Annotated in this window: 28 protein-coding genes and 1 tRNA gene; 15 read left to right on the top strand and 14 right to left on the bottom strand. The window is 45.9% G+C overall.

The features are described 5' to 3' along the window. Window positions 1–3: 3 nt before the first annotated feature. Both P5674_RS08475 and P5674_RS08470 read right to left on the bottom strand, forming a co-directional pair. On the bottom strand, window positions 4–1290 hold the full coding sequence (locus P5674_RS08475; RefSeq protein WP_006616817.1) for a bifunctional folylpolyglutamate synthase/dihydrofolate synthase: 1287 nt from the start codon (window positions 1288–1290) through the stop codon (window positions 4–6). Then, entirely contained in the window at window positions 1290–1601 is a 312-nt protein-coding gene (locus P5674_RS08470; RefSeq protein WP_006616816.1) for a hypothetical protein, read from the bottom strand. Before P5674_RS08470 ends, P5674_RS08475 begins: the two co-directional genes overlap by 1 nt. 283 nt (window positions 1602–1884) lie before the next feature. On the opposite strand from P5674_RS08470, the gene P5674_RS08465 reads away from it, so the two are divergent. Then, on the top strand, window positions 1885–2721 hold the full coding sequence (locus P5674_RS08465; protein WP_006616815.1) for a photosystem II manganese-stabilizing polypeptide: 837 nt from the start codon (window positions 1885–1887) through the stop codon (window positions 2719–2721). Window positions 2722–2867: 146 nt separating this feature from the next. Here the strand turns inward: P5674_RS08465 and argB are convergent, their stop codons facing one another. Next, window positions 2868–3761 carry an acetylglutamate kinase gene (argB, locus tag P5674_RS08460; protein ID WP_006616814.1) on the bottom strand — a complete coding sequence of 298 codons (894 nt, stop codon included), beginning with the start codon at window positions 3759–3761 and terminating at the stop codon, window positions 2868–2870. Window positions 3762–3793: 32 nt separating this feature from the next. Continuing rightward, on the bottom strand, window positions 3794–3952 hold the full coding sequence (locus P5674_RS08455) for a hypothetical protein (RefSeq protein ID WP_157888751.1): 159 nt from the start codon (window positions 3950–3952) through the stop codon (window positions 3794–3796). Here P5674_RS08455 and trpB point away from each other — a divergent pair. The 3 genes from trpB to P5674_RS08440 are packed head-to-tail and all read left to right on the top strand — an operon-like array spanning window position 3951 to window position 6388. Continuing rightward, a complete protein-coding gene (trpB, locus tag P5674_RS08450; RefSeq protein ID WP_014277259.1) occupies window positions 3951–5201 on the top strand; it encodes a tryptophan synthase subunit beta in 1251 nt (416 codons plus the stop codon). The two genes, P5674_RS08455 and trpB, sit on opposite strands and share 2 nt — an antisense overlap. Window positions 5202–5203: 2 nt before the next feature. Beyond that, complete coding sequence (locus P5674_RS08445) at window positions 5204–5722, top strand: CAP domain-containing protein (protein ID WP_006617450.1); 519 nt, start codon at window positions 5204–5206, stop codon at window positions 5720–5722. 42 nt (window positions 5723–5764) lie between these two features. Next, a complete protein-coding gene (locus tag P5674_RS08440; protein ID WP_014277260.1) occupies window positions 5765–6388 on the top strand; it encodes a ribonuclease H-like domain-containing protein in 624 nt (207 codons plus the stop codon). A 521-nt stretch (window positions 6389–6909) separates the two neighbouring features. On the opposite strand, the gene P5674_RS08430 is transcribed toward P5674_RS08440, so the two are convergent. The 5 genes from P5674_RS08430 to P5674_RS08410 all read right to left on the bottom strand — a co-directional run bounded on the left by P5674_RS08430 (window position 6910) and on the right by P5674_RS08410 (window position 8928). Continuing rightward, window positions 6910–6983 (bottom strand) — tRNA-Pro (locus P5674_RS08430). 48 nt (window positions 6984–7031) lie between these two features. Beyond that, window positions 7032–7397 (bottom strand): DUF1818 family protein, encoded by a 366-nt coding sequence (locus P5674_RS08425; RefSeq protein WP_006617448.1) that lies wholly within the window; start codon window positions 7395–7397, stop codon window positions 7032–7034. 12 nt (window positions 7398–7409) lie between these two features. After that, the gene (locus tag P5674_RS08420; protein WP_014277262.1) at window positions 7410–8060 is read right to left on the bottom strand and encodes a hypothetical protein; all 651 of its coding nucleotides are present in this window, start codon (window positions 8058–8060) and stop codon (window positions 7410–7412) included. Window positions 8061–8066: 6 nt separating this feature from the next. Next, window positions 8067–8294: a DNA-directed RNA polymerase subunit omega gene (locus P5674_RS08415; protein WP_006617446.1), complete on the bottom strand. Its 228-nt coding sequence runs from the start codon at window positions 8292–8294 to the stop codon at window positions 8067–8069. A 16-nt stretch (window positions 8295–8310) separates the two neighbouring features. Then, the gene (locus P5674_RS08410) at window positions 8311–8928 is read right to left on the bottom strand and encodes a class II aldolase/adducin family protein (RefSeq protein WP_014277263.1); all 618 of its coding nucleotides are present in this window, start codon (window positions 8926–8928) and stop codon (window positions 8311–8313) included. Window positions 8929–9128: 200 nt separating this feature from the next. On the opposite strand from P5674_RS08410, the gene P5674_RS08405 reads away from it, so the two are divergent. From P5674_RS08405 to P5674_RS08395, 3 genes are all read left to right on the top strand, one after another. Further along, window positions 9129–9524 (top strand): RidA family protein, encoded by a 396-nt coding sequence (locus P5674_RS08405; protein WP_006617444.1) that lies wholly within the window; start codon window positions 9129–9131, stop codon window positions 9522–9524. Between the two features lie 219 nt (window positions 9525–9743). Then, window positions 9744–11072: a S8 family serine peptidase gene (locus P5674_RS08400; RefSeq protein WP_006617443.1), complete on the top strand. Its 1329-nt coding sequence runs from the start codon at window positions 9744–9746 to the stop codon at window positions 11070–11072. A 149-nt stretch (window positions 11073–11221) separates the two neighbouring features. Next, a complete protein-coding gene (locus tag P5674_RS08395) occupies window positions 11222–11560 on the top strand; it encodes a DNA primase (RefSeq protein ID WP_231852032.1) in 339 nt (112 codons plus the stop codon). A 17-nt stretch (window positions 11561–11577) separates the two neighbouring features. Here the strand turns inward: P5674_RS08395 and P5674_RS08390 are convergent, their stop codons facing one another. The 3 genes from P5674_RS08390 to P5674_RS08380 all read right to left on the bottom strand — a co-directional run bounded on the left by P5674_RS08390 (window position 11578) and on the right by P5674_RS08380 (window position 15751). After that, window positions 11578–13593: an adenylate/guanylate cyclase domain-containing protein gene (locus P5674_RS08390; protein ID WP_006617441.1), complete on the bottom strand. Its 2016-nt coding sequence runs from the start codon at window positions 13591–13593 to the stop codon at window positions 11578–11580. 66 nt (window positions 13594–13659) lie between these two features. After that, window positions 13660–14307: a PspA/IM30 family protein gene (locus tag P5674_RS08385; RefSeq protein WP_006625098.1), complete on the bottom strand. Its 648-nt coding sequence runs from the start codon at window positions 14305–14307 to the stop codon at window positions 13660–13662. A 223-nt stretch (window positions 14308–14530) separates the two neighbouring features. Beyond that, window positions 14531–15751, bottom strand: coding sequence for a hypothetical protein (locus tag P5674_RS08380; protein WP_006625099.1), 1221 nt, complete (start codon window positions 15749–15751; stop codon window positions 14531–14533). Window positions 15752–15784: 33 nt separating this feature from the next. Here P5674_RS08380 and P5674_RS08375 point away from each other — a divergent pair, with 33 nt between their 5' ends. Then, window positions 15785–16384, top strand: a complete 600-nt coding sequence (locus tag P5674_RS08375; protein WP_006625100.1) for a DUF721 domain-containing protein — start codon at window positions 15785–15787, stop codon at window positions 16382–16384. Between the two features lie 255 nt (window positions 16385–16639). After that, window positions 16640–16921: a hypothetical protein gene (locus P5674_RS08370; protein ID WP_006668788.1), complete on the top strand. Its 282-nt coding sequence runs from the start codon at window positions 16640–16642 to the stop codon at window positions 16919–16921. Between the two features lie 29 nt (window positions 16922–16950). Here P5674_RS08370 and menB read toward each other — a convergent pair whose 3' ends face one another. Next, a complete protein-coding gene (gene menB, locus P5674_RS08365) occupies window positions 16951–17784 on the bottom strand; it encodes a 1,4-dihydroxy-2-naphthoyl-CoA synthase (RefSeq protein ID WP_006625102.1) in 834 nt (277 codons plus the stop codon). Window positions 17785–17871: 87 nt separating this feature from the next. Continuing rightward, window positions 17872–18897 (bottom strand): phosphoribosylformylglycinamidine cyclo-ligase, encoded by a 1026-nt coding sequence (gene purM, locus P5674_RS08360; protein WP_006625103.1) that lies wholly within the window; start codon window positions 18895–18897, stop codon window positions 17872–17874. Between the two features lie 351 nt (window positions 18898–19248). On the opposite strand from purM, the gene P5674_RS08355 reads away from it, so the two are divergent. The 6 genes from P5674_RS08355 to P5674_RS08330 all read left to right on the top strand — a co-directional run bounded on the left by P5674_RS08355 (window position 19249) and on the right by P5674_RS08330 (window position 25031). Beyond that, complete coding sequence (locus tag P5674_RS08355; RefSeq protein ID WP_315669931.1) at window positions 19249–20196, top strand: septal ring lytic transglycosylase RlpA family protein; 948 nt, start codon at window positions 19249–19251, stop codon at window positions 20194–20196. A 78-nt stretch (window positions 20197–20274) separates the two neighbouring features. Then, a complete protein-coding gene (locus P5674_RS08350) occupies window positions 20275–21849 on the top strand; it encodes a bifunctional pantoate--beta-alanine ligase/(d)CMP kinase (protein ID WP_315669930.1) in 1575 nt (524 codons plus the stop codon). 178 nt (window positions 21850–22027) lie between these two features. Next, window positions 22028–23083 (top strand): polysaccharide deacetylase family protein, encoded by a 1056-nt coding sequence (locus P5674_RS08345; RefSeq protein WP_006618964.1) that lies wholly within the window; start codon window positions 22028–22030, stop codon window positions 23081–23083. Window positions 23084–23124: 41 nt separating this feature from the next. Beyond that, the gene (locus tag P5674_RS08340; RefSeq protein WP_014277270.1) at window positions 23125–23586 is read left to right on the top strand and encodes a molybdenum cofactor biosynthesis protein MoaE; all 462 of its coding nucleotides are present in this window, start codon (window positions 23125–23127) and stop codon (window positions 23584–23586) included. A gap of 82 nt (window positions 23587–23668) precedes the next feature. Further along, window positions 23669–24325, top strand: coding sequence for a sigma-70 family RNA polymerase sigma factor (locus P5674_RS08335; protein WP_006618962.1), 657 nt, complete (start codon window positions 23669–23671; stop codon window positions 24323–24325). A gap of 163 nt (window positions 24326–24488) precedes the next feature. After that, the gene (locus P5674_RS08330; RefSeq protein ID WP_006618961.1) at window positions 24489–25031 is read left to right on the top strand and encodes an anti-sigma factor family protein; all 543 of its coding nucleotides are present in this window, start codon (window positions 24489–24491) and stop codon (window positions 25029–25031) included.

Genomic DNA, 25031 nt, shown 5'->3' with positions numbered 1-25031 from the left:
GTATCAATATCCCCCCCCACCTGATGAGACAGCTTTCAGGATATGACCTACTAAGTATAGGGAACCACACAGGACTACTAGACTATTATCTGAATTAGCTAAAGCTGTTTCTAAGCCTACAATAGGATCGCTATGGGTTTGACAATATCCAAGTTGGGGACAAATTTCGTGGGCGAGGTGGGCGAGCCCGTTCGGCATCGCTGAACTATGATCAGGTACGGGAACTAAATGTAAGCGATCGCCAGAATGTAACGTCGCCCTGAAAATATCATCATGGTCTTTAGTGGATAACATCCCCATTACCCAGGTAATCGGACCATCAACAGTTCCCCTCTGTTGCAACTCATCCACATATTCACGCAAAGCCGCCGCAGCCGCCGGGTTATGCGCTCCATCAAGCAAAAATGAGCGATTGTCATGGCAACTTATCCATTGTAGACGACCCGGCCAGCGAGTTTTAGCGATACCCTCGATGATAGCTGTATCAGAAATCGCCCAACCCTGTTGTTTGAGAGACTCCAAAACGGCGATCGCTATAGCTGAGTTGAGCAATTGAACTTGTCCCGGCATGGGTAAAATATATTGGAAATTCCCATAACTAGCTACCGGGTGAAAAGGGTCAGACTTGAGCAATTGTGCCGGTTCGACCCAAGTAGTGGGACAGCCAAGAGTTAAAAGGCGATCGTTCACCACTTTTCGCGCTTCCGGCGGAAGGGGTCCCACCACCGCCGGACATCCTCGTTTAAGAATACCCGCCTTTTCCCTAGCAATATCCGCCAAAGTAGGACCCAGACGCTGCCAATGTTCCCGACTGAGGCTAGTAATTACACTGACCAAAGGCTGATCAATCACATTAGTAGCATCGAGTCGTCCCCCTAAGCCCACCTCAATCACCGCCACATCGACTTTCTCTCTGGCAAAATAAAGCCAAGCCGCCGCAGTAATCACCTCAAATTGAGTCGGTAACAGTTCATCAGAAGAAATAGCCCTGATCACATCTTGCAGTACAATCTGCAAATCCCGATTATCTATAGGAACCCCATTGATACAAATTCTCTCAGTCCAATCGACCAAATGGGGAGAAATATAGCGCCCCACACGATATCCCGCTTCCGTCAGCACTGAGGATAAATAGGCACATACCGACCCTTTACCGTTAGTTCCAGCAATATGCAAAACAGGGACTTGGTAGTGAGGATTATTTAACCTCACCATAAGCTCTGTAATGCGTTCTAAGCCAAGATTAATGCCAAAACGTTCAAAAGACCCCAAAATCGCATCTATACTCACTACGCCCCCTTATTGTCCGGATCAGAGGGGGTTGATAAATCCAGATTTTTCAAAATGAATCTTAGGGATTTACGGGGAATATATGGCCATCCCCCTTGGGCTTCTATCTCGCGCAGTAAATGATAAAGTTCCTGTCTGTTCTTGGGTAAAGTCTTCTGAAACACATCTTCTCGGATTTTTTGGTGAAGCTGTTCTAAGGTTCGCAATAGGGATAACAGCATGAGGGTGTCATCATTAGCTTGGACGGTCAAATCCTGGATATTCTGGGTCAACAACTGCAATTGAGCCTCAAAATCAGTCTCCTGCTCCATAATTTCCTATTATGATTATGCTTGTTCACGATTTCATCATAGATCTAACCTGCTACCAATTTCCGCTTAAATCCGTAAATAAACCCAGGTAAAAACACTTAAAGCCGATAAATTTGTACTTCTGGTAACAAAAAAGTCGTAATCAGGGTAAAATGCTGTATTGGACAGCCCCCATTAAAATGGGGTGGGATCAGGTGACTCGCTCAATCTAGGGAGCGGGGAGCGTCGATTCTGCCAACTAGAAAATTATGTCACATATCGATTTTGGATATTGAGGTTGAAAATGAAATATCGCGCTTTAGTGGCGACATTCTTGGCATTTTGCCTTTCGGTACTCACAGCTTGCTCTGAAAGTCCATCCGCAAAAGATCCATCATTACTAACTTATGATGATATTCGGAACACTGGTTTAGCGGTTAACTGTCCGAGTCTTCCTGAAACCGCCCGGGGTTCAATTCCCCTTGACCAAAATGCTTCCTATGAAATTACAGGCTTGTGTCTGCAACCTACTAGCTACTTTGTGAAAGAAGAACCGGCTAATAAGCGACAAGAGGCTGAGTTTGTACCAGGCAGATTGTTAACTCGCTTCACTTATAGCTTAGACCAGGTTCGCGGTCTCTTGAAATTTCAGCCAGATGGCAGCCTGAAATTTACTGAAAAAGATGGGATTGATTTTCAGCCCATTACCGTTTTACTCCCTGGTGGTGAGCAAGTGCCATTCCTATTCACTATTAAAGGGTTAGTAGCCACCAGTCAACCTGGACTGACTAGCATTAATACTTCTACCGACTTCTCTGGGGATTTTAATGTCCCTTCCTATCGGGGTTCAACTTTCCTCGATCCGAAGGCACGGGGTTTGGCTTCTGGTTATGATAATGCTGTGGCTTTACCTGCTACTGCTGACGAGGAAGATTATGTTAATGCCAATGTTAAACTTGCTGATACCAAGTTTAAGGCTGGTCATATTTCCCTACAGGTAGCTAAAGTTGATGGCGAAACTGGCGAAATTGCTGGCATTTTTGAAAGCGAACAGCCTTCTGATAATGATTTAGGTGCGAAAGAAGCTGTTGAGGTGAAAATCCGTGGTGCTTTCTACGCTCGTATTGAGCCTAAAGCATAGTCAACAACCCACCACTAATGGCAGTAGCCCTAATTGACGAATTGGGGCTACGGTGCAGATGAGGCATACCGTGCCAACAAGGGTTGCCCCTTCTCCGGGGTGCGGGCTAGATAGCCCGCTATATGATTAAGTGACGGGATTGGCTATTAGTATTTAAGGTCAGAGGCTACTAACATAGAGCCAATTCCCGCGTCGGTAAAGATTTCCTGAAGCAAGGCATGGGGAAGGCGACCATCGATAATATGGGCGGCGCGTACTCCCTGGGCGAGACTCCGCACACAGCAGGTAACTTTAGGAATCATACCGCCAGCCACAATTCCTCGTTCAATCAGTCCCCTGGCTTCCTGAATGTCTAACTTGGCAATGAGGGTCTCGGGTTTATGGTAGTCCTCTAAAATTCCGGCTGTGTCGGTGAGCAAAATCAATTTTTCGGCCCCTAAAGCGGCGGCGATTTCACCAGCAACAGTGTCAGCATTGATATTGTAGGCTTGACCTGTTTCATCAGATGCTACGCTGGACACTACAGGAATATAACCGCCATCAACTAAGGATTCTAGTAACTTGGTATCAATACTGGTTACCTCTCCCACAAATCCTATGCCCTCTTCACCCTGGGGACGAGCGCGGATCAGGTTAGCATCTTTACCACATAATCCTACTGCTAAACCTCCTACCTGATTGATGAGGGAGACAATTTCTTTATTGACTCGCCCCACGAGTACCATTTCGACTACATCCATTGTGGGGGCATCTGTGACCCGTAAGCCGTTTTTGAATTGGGGTTCAATTCCCAGTTTCCCTAACCAGGTATTGATTTCTGGGCCTCCACCATGTACTACCACTGGCCGAATACCAACACAGGACAGCAGCACAATATCTCGCATGACAGTATCTTTAAGGTTACTGTCTTTCATGGCCGCGCCGCCATATTTAACGACAATGGTACGACCAGCAAATTTTTGGATATAGGGGAGTGCTTCGCTGAGAATTTGGACGCGAATGGTCTGGTCTATTTGGGAAAAGTCACTATGTTTGAGCATGGTAGGGCATATAAAAATCTCGCTTAATGATTTTAGCTGCGATTCAGACAAGTATTGTGGGCTGTGTCCGACAAACTTATGTCGGAAATAGCTTTGATGTACAGACCAATATCAACTCCTAGGGCGATTGTGCAACCTGTCTCGAAGGGCTTATAATCATTGGATGTACTGAAAATTAATCCCCTGTTCATGACAACCACTCCCCTACATTCCAACTCATCAACGAACCCCAATCCAGTAATTGACCCATCTGTAGGACGGTTTGGGCAATTTGGTGGTAAATATGTCCCGGAAACTTTAATGCCAGCTTTGGCCGAACTGGAAGCGGCTTTTAAACATTATGTGAGCGATCGCGACTTTCAAAGGGAACTAGAAGATTTATTGCGGGACTATGTGGGGCGGCCGAGTCCCCTGTATTTTGCCCCCCGTTTAAGCGATCGCTATGCTAGACCTGACGGTAGCGGTCCGAAAATCTACTTAAAACGGGAAGACCTCAACCATACTGGCGCTCATAAAATCAACAACGCCCTCGCCCAAGCTCTCCTAGCCTGCAAAATGGGCAAAAAACGGATTATTGCGGAAACTGGGGCGGGTCAACATGGAGTCGCTACCGCTACGGTTTGCGCCCGCTACGGCTTAGACTGTGTAATCTATATGGGCGTACAGGATATGGAACGCCAAGCCCTGAATGTCTTTAGAATGAGGCTATTAGGGGCAGAAGTCAGACCGGTGGCAGCGGGAACCGGAACCCTGAAGGATGCCACTTCTGAGGCGATTCGGGATTGGGTGACGAATGTGGAAACTACCCACTATATTCTGGGTTCTGTGGCTGGCCCCCATCCTTACCCAATGATGGTGCGAGATTTTCATGGGGTGATTGGTCGGGAAACCCGCGCCCAGTGTTTAGAAAAATGGGGTGGTTTACCGGATATTCTGATCGCCTGTGTTGGTGGTGGGTCGAATGCTATGGGGTTGTTTTATGAGTTTGTCAATGAGTCCTCTGTGCGTCTAATTGGCGTAGAAGCAGCCGGATCTGGTATTGAGACCGGAAAACACGCCGCCACCCTAACTCATGGGCGTGTGGGGGTTCTACATGGCGCTATGAGTTATCTATTGCAGGATGATGATGGTCAGATTATTGAAGCACATTCTATTAGCGCCGGGTTGGATTATCCGGGAGTGGGACCGGAACACAGCTATCTGAAGGATACCCAACGGGCTGAATATTACAGCGTTACTGACCGGGAGGCGGTGGATGCTTTAGGGCGTTTATCCCAGTTGGAGGGTATTATTCCGGCTTTGGAAACTTCCCATGCGATCGCTTATTTAGAAACTCTCTGTCCTCAACTCGAAGGTAGCCCTAATATTGTTCTCAATTGTTCGGGACGGGGTGATAAGGATGTGCAAACAGTAGCTAAGTTTCTTGATTCAGAGATTTGACTATGACACGCAATTTAATGGCTTTGGCTTCTGTGGGAATGGGGTTAATCTTGGGTTATCATTTCCTCCCGGAAGTGGGTTTTTTCTCAGTGGTTAATCCCTCAAATTATGTGATTGCTTCTACCAGAGATATTGCTAGTTTGGAACGACAGGTTCATCAACAGGTGAATGAGTACCGCCAAAGCCGAGGTTTGTCACCTCTACAACTGGACTCTCGTATCAGTAATGAGTCTCGCCGTCATTCGGAGGATATGGCGACGGGACGGGTTCGGTTTAGCCATGATGGTTCAAAAGAAAGGTTTGAGGCTGTCGGTAGTCAGATCCGCTTCCGCCAAATTGCTGAAAATCTGGCTTATAATTATGGTTATGCTGATCCGGTAAAGCAGGCGGTTAAAGGTTGGATTGATAGCCCGGGTCATCATAAAAATATGATCGGTGACTATTCTTTGACTGGAATTGGTGTGGCTATAAATGCTAAGGGGGAGTATTATTTTACCCAGATTTTTGTCCGCCCTCAGTGAGAGGATATATGGTTCAATAAACCACCAGAGGGGTGCGTGATTATGAATGATTTTCAGGTGTGCGATCGCGATTTGAGTGATTCTCGTGTTTCGGAGTTCATGGAAGCTGAGGCTTTGGCTATCGATACGGAAACTATGGGTTTATTACCTTGGCGCGATCGCCTCTGTTTGGTGCAAATTTGTGACCCGAAAGGACAGGTGGTGGCGATTCGGATTGAACGCGGACAAAGGGAAGCACCCAATTTAAAAACCCTTTTAGAAACCACTAATATCCTCAAGGTTTTTCACTTCGCCCGGTTTGATGTCGCTACTTTGCGCCATAATCTGGGGATTGAAGTTAACCCAGTATTTTGTACTAAAATTGCCAGTAAATTAGCCAGGACTTATACTGGCAAACATGGCTTAAAAGATTTAATCATGGAATTGGAGGGGGTGGAATTAGATAAATCTTCTCAAAGTTCCGATTGGGGAAATGCTGCAAATTTATCGGAAAATCAGCTTAATTATGCAGCTAATGATGTGCGATATTTACTATCAGCTAAAGATAAGTTAAACCAGATGCTCAAGCGTGAGGAACGCTGGGATTTAGCCCTGGATTGTTTCCAATGTTTGCCGACTATTGTAACCTTAGATTTAATGCAGTTCGATGATATTTTTAAGCATTAGTCAATCGTGGGCTTAATTAACAGTTAAGTTAGAGCATAGGTTTTCGGATAGGACTAATGGCTAATTCTCGCAACCAATTCCATCTCGATCGCGATCGAACTTATGGGGGTCAGAACCGATCACCCGAAACTGCGATCGGAGATATCCTTACAATTTAGATCTGGTGGGTAAGGTGGGATGCAAATATCAGGATAGGAAGGGTCACATTTAGCCCGAGAATTGTCTGTTCTTTTCCTTGCTGTCTGGTTGACCACTGGCTTAGTTGTCGGGTTACCTTGTCCTCCCGTAACCGCATTTGTAGCAGCAACTGCGGGCGGGACTACCAAAAAAGTGACCGCGATAAACACACCTAGAATAATTGCAAACAGCGTCCGTTTCATCTCTTCCAACTTGGTTCGATTGAGTTACAATAGTTTCTACCCCTATGCTAGGTGCAAATTGTCTGCAAATTGGCTGCAACAGAGCGACTACCGGGTTAAGTGTTCCCGTCGCTCGCCCTTAGGATAAGGGTTTAAGTAAAATCGGAGCGGCGGGATTTGAACCCACGACCCCCACTACCCCAAAGTGGTGCGCTACCAAGCTGCGCTACGCCCCGATGTGCTTCACTAGCATAACACACATAATCGAAATTTCCAACAACTTTTTAGAACATTTTTAAAATTTTCATGGCGGCCAGAAGTTCCGGGACTGCCTCCGGGGGCCAACTTCCCTCACAGCGCCGCCCGTTACTCAGAATAAACTCTAGGCTGTAGGCGTGGGGTACGCCTTCTAGCTGTACCCAAAGCCGATCGCTTTCAGCTTCACAGGTGAGGCGTTCGGAGTCCATAATTTCCGCAGCTATTTGGCTAACGGTGTCGGCGAGTTGTCCACACAGACGACACAAATCATCTAATTCCGGTTCCGTTAACTCAACCGCCCATCCTTCTCCCCCGACTAACCCCTTAAACTCCGAGGCGTTGGGGTCCCAGCCTAACCGCCAGCCAGCCCCATTTCTCAAAATTTTGTCCATTTGTTAACTCAACTAAGGAAGCAACAATTCTGAGTCTCCCGGCTGGGGAAGGGGAGGGAGGGAAAAACGGCGATTATCACCAGCATTTGATGGGGGAGGTGTTGACGGCGGGTCTGCTGGGGGTTGTCTTTCGGATACGGCATCAGCAGCGCTAGGATTAAAGATACCGACGAGAACATCAACTAAGGCATCCCGTTGTTGTCTATTTAAGGAGCCGATCGCCTTTTTGTCTCCCTCTAGGGGATTTTCCCGCAAAACACGAGCGCGGGGGTATTGCTCAGGCCGCATTATTTTATTAGCACCTAAATAATCAGCCAGGGTCAGTTTCCAGTCTAGGCGAAATTGGGTAGGGCGATTTTGGATATAAACGTGATAGCGAATTAGCCGATCAATTAGGGTGTTATCTTCGGCAGGTTCTCCGGTTTCGGTGGAAATGTGGTGATTTTCCTTGGGTAGGTCTGGCAAAAGTTCATATACCTGTTGCCAAACATCACGCACCCGCAACATTCCCCCTTGGGCTAATTGTGAGGAATGCTGGGGGGGGATTTGGGCGCGGGTCGGAGATTTGGTCAATGTAGCGATCGCTGTGAATAGGACCAGACTCGCGACTGCTAATGCAACGAGTCTAGGATATGGCGATCGCTTTATGGAACTTGGTCTCATGAAACTTTAGCGATCAACAATAATTTCGGGTTGGGTCAACTCATCGGACATTTCCACAATAGCCCGCATAACTGGCTTCATCAGATTATCGTCAAAATTATCAAAATCCTCGTAGCGGCACTGCTTGGCGCGTTTAGCGACCTGAACAGTAATTTTATAGCGGTTAGAGGCAGCATCAAACAGTTGTACTGCGCGACGATTGATTTCTAAGGAATCGATAGAACGTCTTTGCATAAGACTCCAACTATAGTTATGTTGTCGGATATATGTTAACCGATTGTAGCAGAATTTCCCCAGCTTCTGTCAAATTCTGACCAAAACTCAAAAAGCCGTCTTGATGTCCTCCCATGACTAAAATTTGGTGATCGGCTAGATTTTCCTGTGCAAATAAACGGAACATTTCCTCTGCCATTTGCGGGGTTCCATAGGGAACATTAGGGTTAGTGGTGGGAACTTTAAACATTAATTGCTGCCAAATTTGGGGATTATGAACATGGGCGATCGCCTTAATTTGAGGTTGATGGCTATATATGGCAGCATGAGTTAAGGCTTCTGATGAGGCTTGAATCGGACCGCGACAGGTGATCCAATTTTCCTGCCAACTAAAATCGGAAACCAAGGTATAATGCTGGGGGGTTAAATGGGCTAGGTGTCCGGTTTGGGTTCCAGTGATGATAAATTCTCCAGAGTTTCCCAGACGCACACTGATATTACCAAACCCTATGCCGTTGTCATAGACTCCAATGAGTCCCAAAGAATACAAGCGATCGCGCCAATACATTAACTCGGCTAAGACTGGGGAGGCTAAGGGTTCAGCCTCTATCCAATTACATTGATATTTGATAACACCTTCATCAATCATAGTCATTTCGAGTTAACTGCCACTGCGGTAGGTTGGAGAATATTACCCGGCAATAATTCCCTCCTAGAGTAATTTTATACTGTGTTGTTGATCCGGGCAATGATTCGGGCAATTTCGGGAAGATGAAAATAGAAAAAGGGGCGATCGCATATTGACGATCAGGTGTAAAATAAGCATCAACAATAGCAGTTATAACCACCCCAAATATGAAGCGTCAAATCATCTGCACCAATCACGCCCCGGCTCCTGTGGGGCCTTATAGCCAAGCTGTAATCGTCAATGGTATGGTATTTGTATCTGGCCAAATTGCGATCGACCCAGAAACCAATCAACTGATGGGTTCAGGAGATATCGAACAACAGACTAAACAGGTAATGGCGAACCTAGAAGCGATCCTTACTGCTGCCAAAAGCAGTTGGTCAGAAGTAGTCAAAACCACCATTTTCCTCAAGGATATGAGCCATTTTAGCAGCGTAAATGAAATTTATGCCAAATTTTTCGATTCCGAAAATGCTCCCGCTCGTGCCTGCGTAGAAGTAGCCAGATTACCGAAAGATGTATTGGTAGAAATAGACTGCATTGCTACAGTATCTGATAGCTAAAATCTCAACCTTGCCGGAAATGGTTGAGAGGTCAACGAAGTTGAGGACTGACAACCACAAGAGGTGCGAACCCTTCACCCCAGATGTCAGTATATTAGTAAACTGGGGTCAAATAGTTAAATAGGTAGGGAATGGTTCAACCTAATCAAGGTAATCCTAAACCAGATTAGTGAACCTGTCTACCTAGGTAATTCCCATCAATTCACAGGACATAAGATAATGACCATTAACCCCAAAATTTCACCAGCTTTTGCTCCGTTTTTATCCCACACCGACCCCCAAGGGAAACAAGATGCGATCGTAATTTTCCAGGGACAGTACCCCACAAATATCGCGCCGCGTGACTCTCAACAAAGATTTAATACTATCCAGCAAACCGCCACCAGTCACCAAGCCGAAGTCAGCAAACTAGCAGCCAGTTATAAAAGTGCTGTCGGTCAAAACTTCAATGTCTCTGCTATTGGTTCAGGTGCATTACCCATTGCTACAGTAGAAGTGACCGCCGAAACTTTACCAGCTTTAGTGGAACAACCAGGAGTGGTAGCAGTTTTACCTAACCAAAAAATCAAATTAATTGAACCTAGTGCCATTGACTATCAACAATTACGGAGGCAGGAAGAAAATAACAAGTTAACCTGGGGATTAGAACTATTAGAAATTCCCAAAATGTGGGAAAAGACCAAAGGTAAAGGGGTTACAGTATCGGTTCTCGATACGGGAGTACATGGAGATCATCCAGCCTTAAAAGACCGGGTTAAAGGGTTTGTAGTCATCGACCCTTTAGGGCGACGAATTACGGCTACGCCTTCCTTTGATGGTGGAAATCATGGGACCCACGTTTGTGGTACTGTGGCTGGTGGTAAAACAGAAAGTGGGGTTTCAATTGGTGTCGCCCCAGAAGCGGACTTACTAGCGGGAGGGGTTCTGATTGGTAATGCCACCCTGCGAACCTTAATCGAGGGTATTTCCTGGTCAATTGAGAATGGGGCAGATGTGATAAATATGTCGTTGGGTATGAGTTACTATGAGCCTCTATTTGCCCAGGTTTTTGATATGCTGATCAATCAATATGATATTCTGCCTGTGGTGGCGGTCGGTAACGAAAATCATGGTAATACTAGCTGTCCTGGAAATGCTCATAATGCTTTCTCTATTGGGGCGGTGGAAATGCTCCCTAATTCGGAACTGGGAATTACATTTTTTAGCAGTGGCGCGAGTTTAGTATTTCCAGATGATGCTCCTAACCGCTTAGTGACTAAGCCGGATATATCCGCCCCTGGGGCTCAGGTTTATTCGGCTGTTCCTCCGACTAAACAGGCTAATGGGTCTTTTGAGTATACTTATATGGATGGTACATCTATGGCGACTCCCCACGTGGCTGGAGTGGTGGCGCTATTGTTAGCTGCACAACCTGATGTTCCAGTGAGCAAAATTGTGGAAGTGTTGCGAGAAACAGCCGAACACCCTGGGGGAGAACAAATGCGCCCGGATAACCGTTGGGGATGGGGGTTAATTAAGCCTTGGGAAGCTCTACAAGCTCTGAAATAGGTTTAATGATTATATTAGGGGGGGTGGTTTTGATGATGCCATACGGCATAATTGGATTAACTTTGCTGGGGGTGGTGCTAGGAGATGCTAACCCAGCAGCGCTCCCCCCATTAACCCCATTAAACAGTTGCGTTAGGGAGAACTACCAGATGAAAATTAGCCCCGAATTTGCTGCTCGTTTGGCGGGTCTCAAGTCTCAGGAAAAAATCCGGGTTCTGGTTTTCCTCCAGGTTCCCCCATCTAATCATCAGCGATCGCCACGTCTATCTCCTGAACAGCGAAAAGCTGAAATGGTTGCTACACAAAAGGCGGCGGAAAGTTCCCTGAATCAGATTAAGCCGATTTTGAATCAGTATAATGGTAAATTACTCGCCCCTAGCCCTAGTTTACTGGGTACTATTCCGGTTGAAATAACTGTGGCTGGTGTTTATGTCCTCAGTCAATCTAATGCGGTTAAATCGATAATTGAGGATCAGGATATTAACTGATAGATAGATGGTAATCATTAGGAAATATCTACTACTGGTTTTTTCCCCAATAACCAATAAGTAGTCATCTGTCCTTTTCCTTTGACGGGAATTAGACCGCGTTTTTTAAATATATAATTATACTTGAGACGGTGGTAGGTTTCCTCGGTGACTTGAATAGAACCGGGTGTTCCTGATGATTCCATGCGGGAAGCAATATTAACCGCATCTCCCCATAAATCATAAATAAATTTTTTAATCCCAATTACCCCAGCTACCACGGCTCCGGTATTGATACCAATGCGAATTTGGAATGATTCTGAACCCATTAAATAACTACCTTGAAACTGTTTCATTGCTGCTTGCATTTCTAAAGCCATATCGGCGATCGCCTCCGCATGATTATTTTGCGGTAGCGGTAAACCTCCCACCACCATATAAGCATCGCCAATAGTTTTAATCTTCTCTAATTTATGTTTATCGGCTAGGTTATCAAAAATCGAAAACATTTCATTAAGTAAACTCACCAACTCAATAGGATCCATGCGCGCTGATAGGGGAGTAAATCCCACAATATCAGCAAATAAAATAGTGACTTCTTCAATAGCAGAAGCGATAGCTTTTTTATTGGCTTTCAACTGGTCAGCAATAGGCTTAGGTAAAACATTCAGTAATAACTCTTCCGATCGCTCTTTTTCTTGAAACAGCGCCGCCGTCCTTTCTAATACCCGTTGTTCTAATTCGCGGTTAGTCTTTTCTAGTGCAATAAATGAATCCCGCAAATTTTGTATCATCATATTAAAGGATTCAGATAACATCCCCAATTCTCGAATCTTCTCAACTTTTACCTGTTGATTTAACTCAGCACTAGCGGTCGCATTACGAGCCCCACTAGCAATAGCACTGGAGGCTTCACTGAGGCGTAAAATCGGTTCACTAATCCATCTAGCAGTGAGAATACCCAAAATTATTGCTAACACTAACGCCGCCATAAATAATAAAATTGTGATGCGGGTATTTTCATGGATCTGTTCCATAAAATCCGCTTCAGGAACCACCACCACAATTAACCAATCAATTCCCCTAGGGTCAATCATGGGAGTTACCTGGACAAACTCTCGCCGACTATTAGCATAAAAACTGAGGCGATCGTGATTGTTTATTTCACTAATATCAGCCAATTTATCAAATAAATATTGGGCAGTTTCTCTGGTCATTATATCACTGCTTTCGACTGCCAAAATTCTTTCAGTGTCGCGATTTTCTTCATCCGTAATAAAGGTTTTTTCGAGGGTAGAAGTTCCCACTAAATAACCATTACGTTCCACAATAAATGTCTGTCCGGTTTTGCCAATTTCTAAGGTACCGAGAAACTCACTAATGCGCTTTAAAGTTAGGTCACTGCTGGCTACACCGAGTAAATTTCCTTGGGAATCATTAATTGGTCGATTAGCAGAAACCACTAAGGCTTGGGAGCCAAAATACCCATAAATCTCACTCCAAACTGGCTTACCCGCCTCTACCGCTACCAGATACCAAGGTCTACCTCTAGGATCATAATTATCGCGGGAACTCACCAACTCAGTTCGGTTCCCTTGATCATCTGTTAACCATTTTTCTAACTGACGATTAGTGCTATCAGTTAAAATATCAAATTCAATGGAACCATCATCATAGCGTCCCGCGCCAATATAATCCCCGTTTTCCATACCCATACCAATATAGCTGGCGGTGGGGAACTGCTGTAATTGTGTCCATAGATAGCGTTCTAGTGCGGGAATGTTATCTATGGAAATTAACCCTTGATTGATAGCATCAACATTAATTTGATTAATCAGGTGAGGAGTTTCCAGATAGGTATTCATTTCCTGTTTAATCCGGTTACTAACCTCAACTTGTAACTGGGTAGCCAGGTCATTTATGGCGCGAGTTCTATTCCGATAAGACAACCATCCTGTTAATCCGAAAGCTATAGTAATTTGTAGTAAAAATGGAACAATTAAGACCAGACGTAAGGATAACTTGGGTATAGGGGGTATAATAAATAAGCGCATGATTGATTAGTAGAGCCTCCCCAGATGTCTAAACCGAACCCGTGAAATATTGATAGGATTTGATGGTCAATGCGATCGCCATCGGATTTGAGCTTTCATAGCATTTAACTCAGCTTCAATTTCGGCATCAGAATAGTTATCATAGTTGTATTCATCTCCCCGGCTGATTAATTCTTGCGATCGCACTTCTAATTCAATAGCTCGCTCCTCAAGGCGGTCTATAATCCTAGTATAATCAAGGCTTTCCTCCATTTCATTCAAACGTTGGTAAGCCTCCAGAGAATAGGATCTAGACCGATACAGATCCCGCTGAGTTTTAGCATTAGCTGCACGCTCCGAGAGTTCTCGTAAATTAGATTTAAGTTGTGCCAAAATTTGTTGCTGTATCTGCAACTGTTCTTGCATCTGACTAGCTGTATGTAAGTAAGATTTCCTTCTAATTAGAGCCTCCCGTGCTACCGATTCAGAACCCTTTTTCAGACCCAACTGAGCCCTTTTGTGCCACTCCTGGGCACTTTTTTCAGCATCAATATAATCCTGTTCTATTTGTTTTTGGGTGCTACGGGTATCAGCTATGATCTGTCGTAGTTGAACTAGATCTGACTGCATTTGGTCTATAGCTTCCTTGAGCAGTTGGTCAGGATCTTTAGTTTGGTTAAATAGGCGGCTAACATGGGAGCCAACCATCTGCCAAACTTGATTCAGGAGTTGCATTTATTATGACCTGAAAAGGTGAACACTTGACCAATATTCAGAGATGGTCAACGGACAGGCGCGAAGCATGATACTATCCACAGATAGCAGCAATACCTAGCAGGTTAACCTGTCCTTATTGTAGCCTTTCGTTCCCCGAAAATGATCAGCAATTAAGTGGGTTCTACTGGTATTAATACCTCGGAGTTACCAGGAGGGCTTATCATGTGAACCATGGTTAAGATTACTCTCCTGGTGATGGGGTATCAAATTGAACGGCAATTCCTGCGGCTCGTAATTCTTCAGCGAGGAGTTTAGCCGATTCCGCATCACCCAAAGCACCCATTTGAATTTTGACACCTGTTTTAAATCTGCGGATGTAGGCATCAGGAACCACTCGGCGCACTGTTTCTAGCTTGGCATCATTGTCGTAATCTGTTACCACATAATAGAATCCATCTTCAGCCCTCACAGGATTAGCATTAACCTGGGTGGGAGTATTCGCCGGGGTGGGAGTATTAGCTTGGGGGGTAGTTCCGCCTGCGGGTGCTGCGGGTGCTGCGGGTGCTGCGGGTGCTGCGGGTGCTGCGGGTGCGGGTGTAGGTGCGACAGGTTGAGGTAACAGTTCCTGGGATAGGTTATTAAGTCCAGGACCAGTGGGAATCACCACAGACGGAGATGGAGCGGGGGGAGGTGTTGCGCTGCCATCTAGTGGAGCGGCTTGGGGTGCAGTGGTAGGGGGGTTAGGATTAGGATTGATGGTACTGAGGGTATTGAGATCTAACTCCACAAACTCCTGGGTAGCCAGGTTAGGAGATGTCGGTTCTACTCTGTTGGCATCCATTGGCTCAGAAGTAGGAGTCATAGAATCCCTAAACAGACGATTGAAGCCTAGTATTTGCAAGCCGGCACCACCTGTGACGACATAGCCTAAAATGGCACTAGAAATAAACAGCAGCAGCATAGAGACCATCCCCAAGGGGGTAAATAATCTATTAGTCCAACTTTGACTGCGTTGCTGTTTTCTATATTCGGCACGTTTTTCGATGCTGCTAATCAGTTTTTCGGTCGATTCCAGGTAGCCTAACGGTGAGGTGGCGCTTGAGGTTTCGACGCTGGAACCATTGCCGTTGGCTGTTGTTTGGTTTTGGCTATGGGGAACAATGGGAGCGGGTTCTGGTAAGACGACTGATTCCCAGCCTGTGGGGGGGCGCTGTGGTTCTGCTTGACTTGCGGGTAATTCTGGAGTTCTGACAGGAGGAGCGATCGCACCTGGAAATGATTGCGATTGGTTATTAGATGGCTCCCTAGGCTGCTGATTATCAGATTGAGATTGCCTTCTATATCGCCGATAGCGGGTTAGTTCCTGCTCTAGTTTTACGTCTAGGCTTTCCAAAACCGATTGGAGGACTGGTTGTAGTTGGGGGGGGGAGGAGGTAGTTTCAATTTGAGAAGATTGGCTCATAACAAAATTCCTGGAAAATGGGGTTGATTTTAATTGAACTTTGAATCCATTGATCAGATTATAAATACCTTTGCTGACCGGATTTTCACCCCGGAACAACAGCAGTTTCAGCTAGTAGTTAGCCATTGGCCTGATGTGGTCGGAAAATCAGCACAGGCTCATACTCGACCCATAACGATTTACCGAAATATTCTGCAGGTAGCTACTTCTAGCGCGGCTTGGACTCAGGAGCTTACCTTCAGGCGTAAGCAAATTGTCCGACACCTAAATCAGTGGCTGTGTGATCCTTTGCATGATATCAAGTTTTCCACGGCTCAGTGGTCTGATGGGTCTAATCTTTTGGCGGCGGGTGCTTTGACGGAAACCAAGGAGACTCAACAACATCCCAGCACTATCCCGGTTAATGGGGAATTTGGGACTATTGAGCAGAGGGGATCTGAGGATGTGGCTGCACCGAAAACGCCGATCGCTGCTTGGGAAATTTGGGCCAGCAAAATCCAAAGGCGATCGCAACATTGGCCCCTATGTCCTCGATGTCAATCCCCCACCCCTCCCGGTGAACTACAACGCTGGTCTGTTTGCCACATTTGCTTTGCCGAACTCCTGACACCTGATAAATGCCAAGACGAATAGGGGATTCAATCAATTAGCATTGATCCCCAATTGGTTTTGATGTCTTTAAACTGGATCCCCGATGCTTTACATTTCTTTAACAAATTAGCTAAGTTTGTATCTATATATGAAGAGAATATAAAACAATTATAAAGTTTCCTGAACGATAAAAACGGATTCTAAGGCATACTGGATAAGGGATGACGGATTATAGGCAGGGATCAAGGATATACGAGAATATAGGTATTGGATCATTCTTGAGCGAGGAAGCCTGCTATGGGAGCTTCAAACCTGTTAACGTCTGCTTGTCGTTGTTGTCAACACTACACTCCTGAGGGGAGACGTGGCGGGCTATGCCATCAACTCCACGTTCCGGTCCAGGGCAGTTGGAAAGCTTGTCCCCTAGCACTTCCCGTCTTTGCACCTTCTTGGGAAACGGTGGATACAGTAATTCATCTGAATCAAACTCTCCCGACCCTACGAGAAGCAATGGTGGGAGACTTCCCAAATATAACTGCAACTCACCCAGAATTAGAAGCTTCAAGGGATCAACCCTGAGAAGCGATCGCTGTTTAGCGCGAAAGCGGTCAAGGAAGCCATGGATACTGACGAAAATCTGGTTTTCGTTTTTCCAAAAACGCCTGTTTTCCCTCGGCTCCTTCCTCAGTCATATAATACAACAAAGTGGCATTCCCTGCCAACTCCTGTAACCCCGCCTGACCATCACAGTCAGCATTGAAAGCGGATTTCAAACAGCGAATAGCGATCGGGCTTTTTTCCAAAATCTCCAACGCCCATGTGACCCCTTCAGCCTCAAGCTGATCAACGGGAACGACACAGTTAACTAAACCCATATCTAAGGCTTGTTGGGCATTATACTGCCGACAGAGAAACCAAATTTCCCGCGCTTTTTTCTGACCGACAACACGAGCCATATAACTCGCCCCAAAGCCGCCGTCAAAACTGCCAACTTTCGGCCCAGTTTGACCAAAAATAGCGTTATCGGCGGCTATAGTTAAATCACAAATGAGATGGAGAACATGACCACCGCCGATCGCATAACCTGCTACCAGGGCGATAACGACTTTAGGCATTGATCTAATTAGGCGTTGGAGGTCGAGAACATTGAGACGGGGGACACCGATATCATCAATATAACCAGCTTCTCCGCGCACAGTCTGATCGCCGCCGGAACAAAAGGCATATTTGCCATCTGTATGGGGACCAGCCCCGGTAAACAGAACCACACCGATCGCCTGATCTTCCCTGGCATCTGTAAAAGCATCATACAGTTCAAATACCGTTTTCGGGCGAAAAGCATTGCGCTTATCCGGGCGGTTAATGGTAATTTTGGCGATTCCGTCCGCCTTACAATAAAGAATATCTTGGTAAGTTTTAGCGGTCTGCCATTGAATGGACATTGCTTTGCTAAGGTCGCTTTGGTATTTGATGGCGAAATATCATTGTATCTCAAAGGAGCTTTTTTTTAGCCAAAACTTCTCCTGTTGCTATTCCAAACCAATTAATTCTCGATTTCCAGGGACGACCTCCCCGACGGTATAACTAGGGATATGGTGTGATTGAAAGAATGCGATCGCCTCTGAGGCGTGATCGGGTGGGACAAAAACGACAAAACCAATACCCATATTAAAAGTTTCCCACATAGCACTTTGGGGAACATCTCCCAATTCCGCCAACCAGGTAAAAATGGGAGGAATCGGCCAACTGTGGGGAATCATGCGAATAGCAGCATTTTCCGGAATAGCTCGGGGCAAATTTTCCGGTAGTCCTCCGCCAGTAATATGAGCCATACCATGAATGGGTAAACCCTTAGCAATAGCATTCAGAATAGGTTTGACATAAATGCGAGTAGGAGTCAAACAGACCTGGCCAACAGTTTGACCCTCAAATTGAGTAGGGCGGTCATTCCAATCAATTTGGCGATCGGCGATAATCTTACGAACGAGACTAAAGCCATTACTATGGAGACCACTACTAGCTAAAGCGATCGCCACATCTGCGATTTTCACCTGACTACCATCAAGTAACTGTTGCTTTTCGACAATACCGACACAAAACCCAGCCACGTCATACTCACCTGGGTGATAGAATCCCGGCATCTCGGCCGTTTCTCCCCCCAGTAAAGCACATCCAGCTTGTTGACAACCGGTAGCTATTCCGGTGATCACCTGGGTTAATTGTTCTGGTTCTAGTTTTCCGGTAGCCAGATAATCGAGAAAAAACAGAGGTTCCGCACCACAGGTCAACACATCATTAACACACATAGCCACCAAATCAATACCGATAGTATCGTGGCGGTCAACAGCATGAGCGATCTTTAGCTTAGTACCGACACCATCAGTACCAGATACCAGGACGGGTTGACGGTAGCCTGTGGGTAACTCCAAGCAGCCGCCAAAACCCCCTAAACCACCCAATACTTCTGGGCGATAAGTTCCCTGTACCAGATCGCGGATACGGTTAACAAAATCCCGACCCGCTACCACATCAACACCAGCTTCTCGATAATCCATAATTGATTGTTGTTTTTTTGTGTTCAGGCTTGGCCCGCGAACTCTCCTATAAGGCTTATAAGAAACTTTAATACTTTTTGGAACCACTTAGTATTGCGTCAGTAGAAATTACCCCAAGTCTTGATGACCGGGAATTTGAGCCGGAACCAAACTGTCCAGTTTGTCAGTCCGACGGCAAACTATGCCCCCAGACTAGCTCCCCAAATAGAAAAGTTCGTGCTAGTGTGTTGCAGTTCCTTCAACCCAAGCGAACAGGAAATTGAGTACCCATGACTATGGTGCTGTAATAGGCTCCCATGTAGGGTTTAAGTGAATTTCAGTTCAAACGTGGTTGTTTCATCTAAGAGATTTATGAACGCAAAACCTTGGAGTGGTCTAGTTTCTTTACTGGTTCTATCAGTTTGCGCGCCAGCTTATGCTGAAATTGAATGCGATCGCCTTTTATGTCCAGAAAGTGATGGGAGAAGCCATGTTGAGCAATTAGCCAGATCACAGGGGAACATCACCCAAATTGAAACCCATGAATTAGACGACAAACAAGCTGCAACCCTCTTCGTTCGTAATATCCCCGTCCTCACCTTTGTTCAAAACCCCTCAGAAACGACAGCCCGCCCCATCAACTATCAATCTGTCAATGTAGCTGAGAGTTCAACTGGTAATTTAATAGTGGCTTACCTCACACAAGCCAGCGATCCAGTCGCTAGAGCCAATAATGTCGCGGTCAAAATTAATCAGATCAGTCGAGACAATATTGATGCAGATACCATCAGAGTCCGATGGAATGATCAGGAAAAAAATTATGTGATCCAAGTAGGTGAGGAAAAATTAGTAGCCATTGATGGTAATACTATCCTCCCCGACAATACCCGTGATCTGGCTACAGATGCACTACAAGCTACTAACCGCCTGCGGAGACAGGTAGGTAATGCGCCACCCCTCAGCGAGATTGAAGGAAGACCAGAGCCAGAAGTGACTACAGTAGCTGTACGTTCGGTGGCTAATCGTCTCCAGGGTTGGGCTTCTTGGTATGGTCCTGGTTTTCATGGGAACCGCACGGCTAATGGTGAACGCTACAACCAAGATGCTATGACGGCGGCTCACCGTTATTTACCTTTTGGTACAGAAGTCCGTGTTACCAATCAGCATAACGGTCGTTCTGTGGTGGTGAGAATTAATGACCGAGGCCCATTTATCGGAGGTCGGATTATTGACTTGTCTGCTGGAGCTGCACAGGCGATCGGTATGATTAGCAGTGGGGTGGCTCCGGTAACAGTGGAGGTGATCACGCCAGCTAATTAAGGTCGATGGTGCTGTTCCCTATACAATGAAGGGAATGATTGATACTAGGGTGCAATTATTGCGCCCAAAACTACTTTTATGCGCCTGTTTACAACTGTTGCGGCTTGGCGATCTTATTCCCAAGCCTGCCATAATCGGCAAATAGGTTTAGTCCCCACTATGGGGGGTTTACATTCAGGACATTTGAGCTTAATTCGTCAGGCTCGTAATGGATCTGATGTGGTGGTGGTTAGCATCTTTGTTAACCCCCTACAATTTGGACCTAGGGAAGATTTCCAAAAGTACCCCCGTAATTTGGAGGCGGATTTAGCACTGTGTCGGGAAAATGGGGCTGATGTGGTATTTGCTCCGTCGGTTGAGGAGATTTATGGCTCTGAGGAGACGGGAAACACAGAAACTGGCTTATCTCAACAAACTTGTGTGATTGTCCCTGACTCGCTCACGTCCCGTTTGTGTGGCGCATCCCGTCCTGGACATTTTCAGGGGGTGACAACTATTGTGGCTAAATTGTTTAATTTGATTCAGCCGAACCGCGCCTATTTTGGCCAGAAAGATGCTCAACAAGTGGCGGTCATTAGGCGCATGGTGGCGGATTTGAATTGGCCGATTGAGATGGTGGCCTGTCCGATTATTCGAGAGGCTTCGGGACTGGCTTATAGTTCCCGTAATCAGTATTTGACACGGGAACAGAAACAGCAAGCTACAGTTTTATATAAGGCTTTACAGGCGGCGAGACGGCGCTACGGTGAGGGAGTGCGATCGCGATTAGGTCTGTTACAGGCGGCGCAAGAAATTCTGGCGAGAGTGCCGGCGGTGAAGCTAGAATATTTGGAACTGGTTGCGCCGGATACTTTAGTTCCTATGGAAACTGTTGAGGAAATAGGACTTTTGGCGATCGCCGCATCGGTGGGAAATACTCGTTTAATTGATAATATCATGCTCAATACTCGCCAGCCTATTGTGGCGATAGATGGCCCGGCCGGAGCGGGGAAGTCTACTGTTACCCGTCATATTGCACAACTGTTAAATTTGATGTACCTTGATACGGGAGCAATGTATCGCGCTATTACCTGGAAGGTGCTTGAGTCTCAAATATCTGTGGATGATGAACCGGCGATCGCTGAGTTGGTTAGTGGTTCACGGATTGAGTTGATTCCTGATCAAGATCAAATTAGGGTTTTGATAGATGGGTCTGATGTGACTGAGGCGATCCGTACCCAGGAAGTTACCCGCAATGTATCGGCGATCGCGGCTCAGGTAGCAGTCCGTCGTGGTCTTGTTAAACAACAACAGCAGTTAGGTCGTCGGGGCGGTTTGGTGGCGGAAGGACGCGATATTGGCACTCATGTTTTCCCCGATGCTGAGTTGAAAATTTTTCTGACTGCTTCTGTGGAAGAACGAGCCAAGCGTCGCTATCTGGAATTACAACAGAAGGGTGATTTAAATACCAGTTTAGAAGAGATTAAACGGGATATCATCCGACGGGATGAATTAGATAGTAACCGAACTATTGCTCCACTGCGAAAGGCGGTTGATGCGATCGAACTTAGTACCGATGGACTCAGTATTGAGCAAGTTACTAATGAAATTGTTAGATTATATAAAGAACATCTGAAAAATCATGATGCTCTTGACCCTAGGTTAGGGGTTTAAAGGAAAGCTAGGATAGAGATACTGTCTCAGTTCTTGAACTTATCTAAATTCCGGTGAATTAGCTGGGATTAGGTAGGGTAAGCTGTCCTCATCTAGGGTAATTGTATATCAATTGCCCCAATAATAACTAGCTAGTAAAAATCAACATAAAATTTAATTGGTGTGAAGGAGATATGACGTGGTTCAGCCTTACTACAGAGTATATCGCCGCCAACAAAGAGTTTTAACTCTAGCAATATTGGCAGCATTAAGTAGTTTTGTTATGGGTGTAGCTTTACCTTGGACTTTACATATAGACCGCCAAGCGAAAGTTACATATCAGCCTCCAATAAGCCAACAAGTAGTGGCTCAGAGACAGACACAAAGGGAGGTAGAAACCTCTAATAATCCCACAGAACAACCTTCCCCAAATGTAGGAATTCCATCGATAAAACTGGCTATAACTCAAAGGTTACAATCAACACAACAAGCCTTGAGGGAGTTACAAGATGAACGCTTTAATTTTTCGGTTCCTCAACGATTTCAAGGAACTACTATAAAAGAGGTGAATTTGCCACCAGACCGGAAAGTGATTGCTCTGACTTTTGATGATGGTCCTTGGCCGCGAACGACGGAACAGGTTTTAGATATTCTCAGAAGAAATAATATTAAGGCGACGTTTTTCTTGATTGGGGCGGCTTTGAATAATAACAAGGAGATTGCGAAAAAAGTAGCAGATGAAGGTCATGCGTTAGCTAATCATACCTGGAACCACCGTTATCATAAGGTAAGTCAGGCGGAAGCGGCGAAGGAGATTAATAGTACGGGGGATTTAATTGAGGAGGTGACGGGGACTAAAACGGCTCTATTTCGACCGCCAGGGGGGGTAATGACTAATGGTTTGGTTCAGTATGTTCATAGCCAAAATCACGCTAATATTATGTGGTCTGTGGACTCAGCAGATTGGCGATCGGGTAGGGATGCGATCGCTCGTAATGTTTTAACTCAAGCGAAATCGGGTGGTATTGTGCTGATGCACGATGGAGGTGGGAACCGTGCGCCTACAGTAGCGGCTCTTCCGAGAATTATTGCGGAGTTGAAAAGGCAGGGTTATGAGTTTGTAACAGTGCCAGAACTGTTGGAAATGGCGGATGAGTACATGAGTGATGAAGATATCGCCAGCCAGGAACAAAGGGCTAGAGAAATGTCAGAAAGGGATGAAATGCCGATGTATGAATCCCCTTTACCTTATTAAATATCCTGATGAATATTGCCGAAGATGGAAATAATTAAACAATGAACCTGTATTCTTTACCAACTCAGTCAGATTTTGCGATTTCCCTAGCGCCGTTGTCCTTGGAAGATGTTTATAATCTGGTGGACGATCCGGCCAATGGTGCGATCGTGGTAATGAGTGGCATGGTTCGCAATCAAACGGACGGCAAACCGGTTAAGTCCTTGGAATATCAAGCCTATCAGCCCATGGCGCTGCGGGTGTTCCAGGAAATTGCCGAACAGATTAAAACTCAATGGCCTGATGTAACGCGGGTGGTCATACAGCACCGGATCGGACATCTACAAATTGGGGATCTTAGTGTATTGGTGGCGGTAGGTTGTCCTCACCGCCGAGAGGCTTTTGAGGCTTGCCAGTATGCCATTGATACCCTAAAGCATAACGCCCCGATTTGGAAAAAGGAACATTGGGTTGACGGATCTAGTAGTTGGGTTAGTATTGGCTTATGTGAAGCTACCTGCTAACCAGATGAACATTAGGAACTTAATCGGTTCATGCCGCGTCAAAGACCAACAGCCTGCCCCAATACGCAAATTTGAAACTATGATGAGTCAATTTGTACCCCTATCCTGGTCTTCCGGGTCGGCAACGACTCCCGAAGTGCAATTATCCCCTGAAAAGCTGTCGAACTATGATCTAGTTCTACGATGTCAGGAAGGGTTGCAGCCAGACCGTCTTGCCTTTACGGAACTATTACGCCGATATCAGTCCCATGTGGATAAGATTCTGTTTCACCTAGCGCCTGATTGGCAAGATAGGGCGGATTTAGCACAAGAAATATGGATTCGAGTTTACCGCAATATTAAGCGACTACAGGAACCGGCTAAGTTCCAAGGGTGGTTAAGCCGGATTGCGACTAATTTATTTTATGATGAACTGCGGAAACGGAAACGGGTGAGACCGGCTTTGTCTCTGGATGCTCCTCGCACTGTTGATGATGGCGAGATGGAATGGGAATTGCCGGCGGATCGTCCGGGTCCAGATGAGGATTTAGCGACTAGAGAGTTTTATGATCACCTACAAGAGGCGATCGCTGATTTGCCGGAGGTGTTCCGCACTACTATTGTGCTGCGGGAAATTCAAGGCCTAGCTTATGAGGAAATTGCGGAAATTACGGGAGTTTCTTTAGGAACTGTTAAGTCTCGTATTGCTAGGGCTCGTCAGCGGTTACAATCTCAACTACAACCTTATCTAAATGATTAGTTGAGATCATGACTAATTCCGTTTGGAGGGAATATAATAGGAAGTTAATGGTCAGAAACCGGCGGTCTGTTGATTTTTGTGGCTCTACATTTTCTCCCCGATTTAATTCAAAAAGGTTAGACCGTTGGTTTCGATTTTTGCTTGCGTTTTAGGGGGTGTCCCAATGAAGTCTAACCATGACGATCGCTTAGGTAATTTGAACCCGAATTGGCATCCTGAGTCCGAGGGAGAAGGGACTTGGGATGACCAAATGTATGAGCTACTGTCAGCCTATGTTGATGGTGAGGCGACACCGGCGGAACGCCGCCAGGTTCAGCAACGGTTGGATATTGATCGCCAATATAAGGCGGCTTATCTGCAAATGATGCAACTGCGATCGCGTTTGCACTCCATTCCGGAGCCGAAAAATAATGAATCGGCTCAACAGTTGGCGGGTGCTGTGTTCAACCAGGTTGAACGCCGGAATAATTTGATGGTGGTCAGTGGTGGGGGTGCGATCGCGGCTCTGTTTTTGGCGGTTTTAGCGAGTTGGGCTCCGACTGGTGGGGGTGGTACTCTCTTTGCTCAGTTGAACCGAGTTGAGTCGGAGCCACTACAAATTGCCCTCAATGAGCCTTTGCTACCTATTGTTAATCCAGAGGCGGTTAGTTTGACCATAGATCAACCGCTGATTGTGATTCCCAAGGGTCCGATAGCTCACCCCTAG

It is taken from the genome of Limnospira sp. PMC 289.06 (assembly GCF_032350395.1).
Taxonomy (GTDB): domain Bacteria; phylum Cyanobacteriota; class Cyanobacteriia; order Cyanobacteriales; family Microcoleaceae; genus Limnospira; species Limnospira platensis.
The sequence above is the reverse complement of the archived record's forward strand: the minus strand, read 5'-3'. Positions and strand labels throughout refer to the sequence as shown.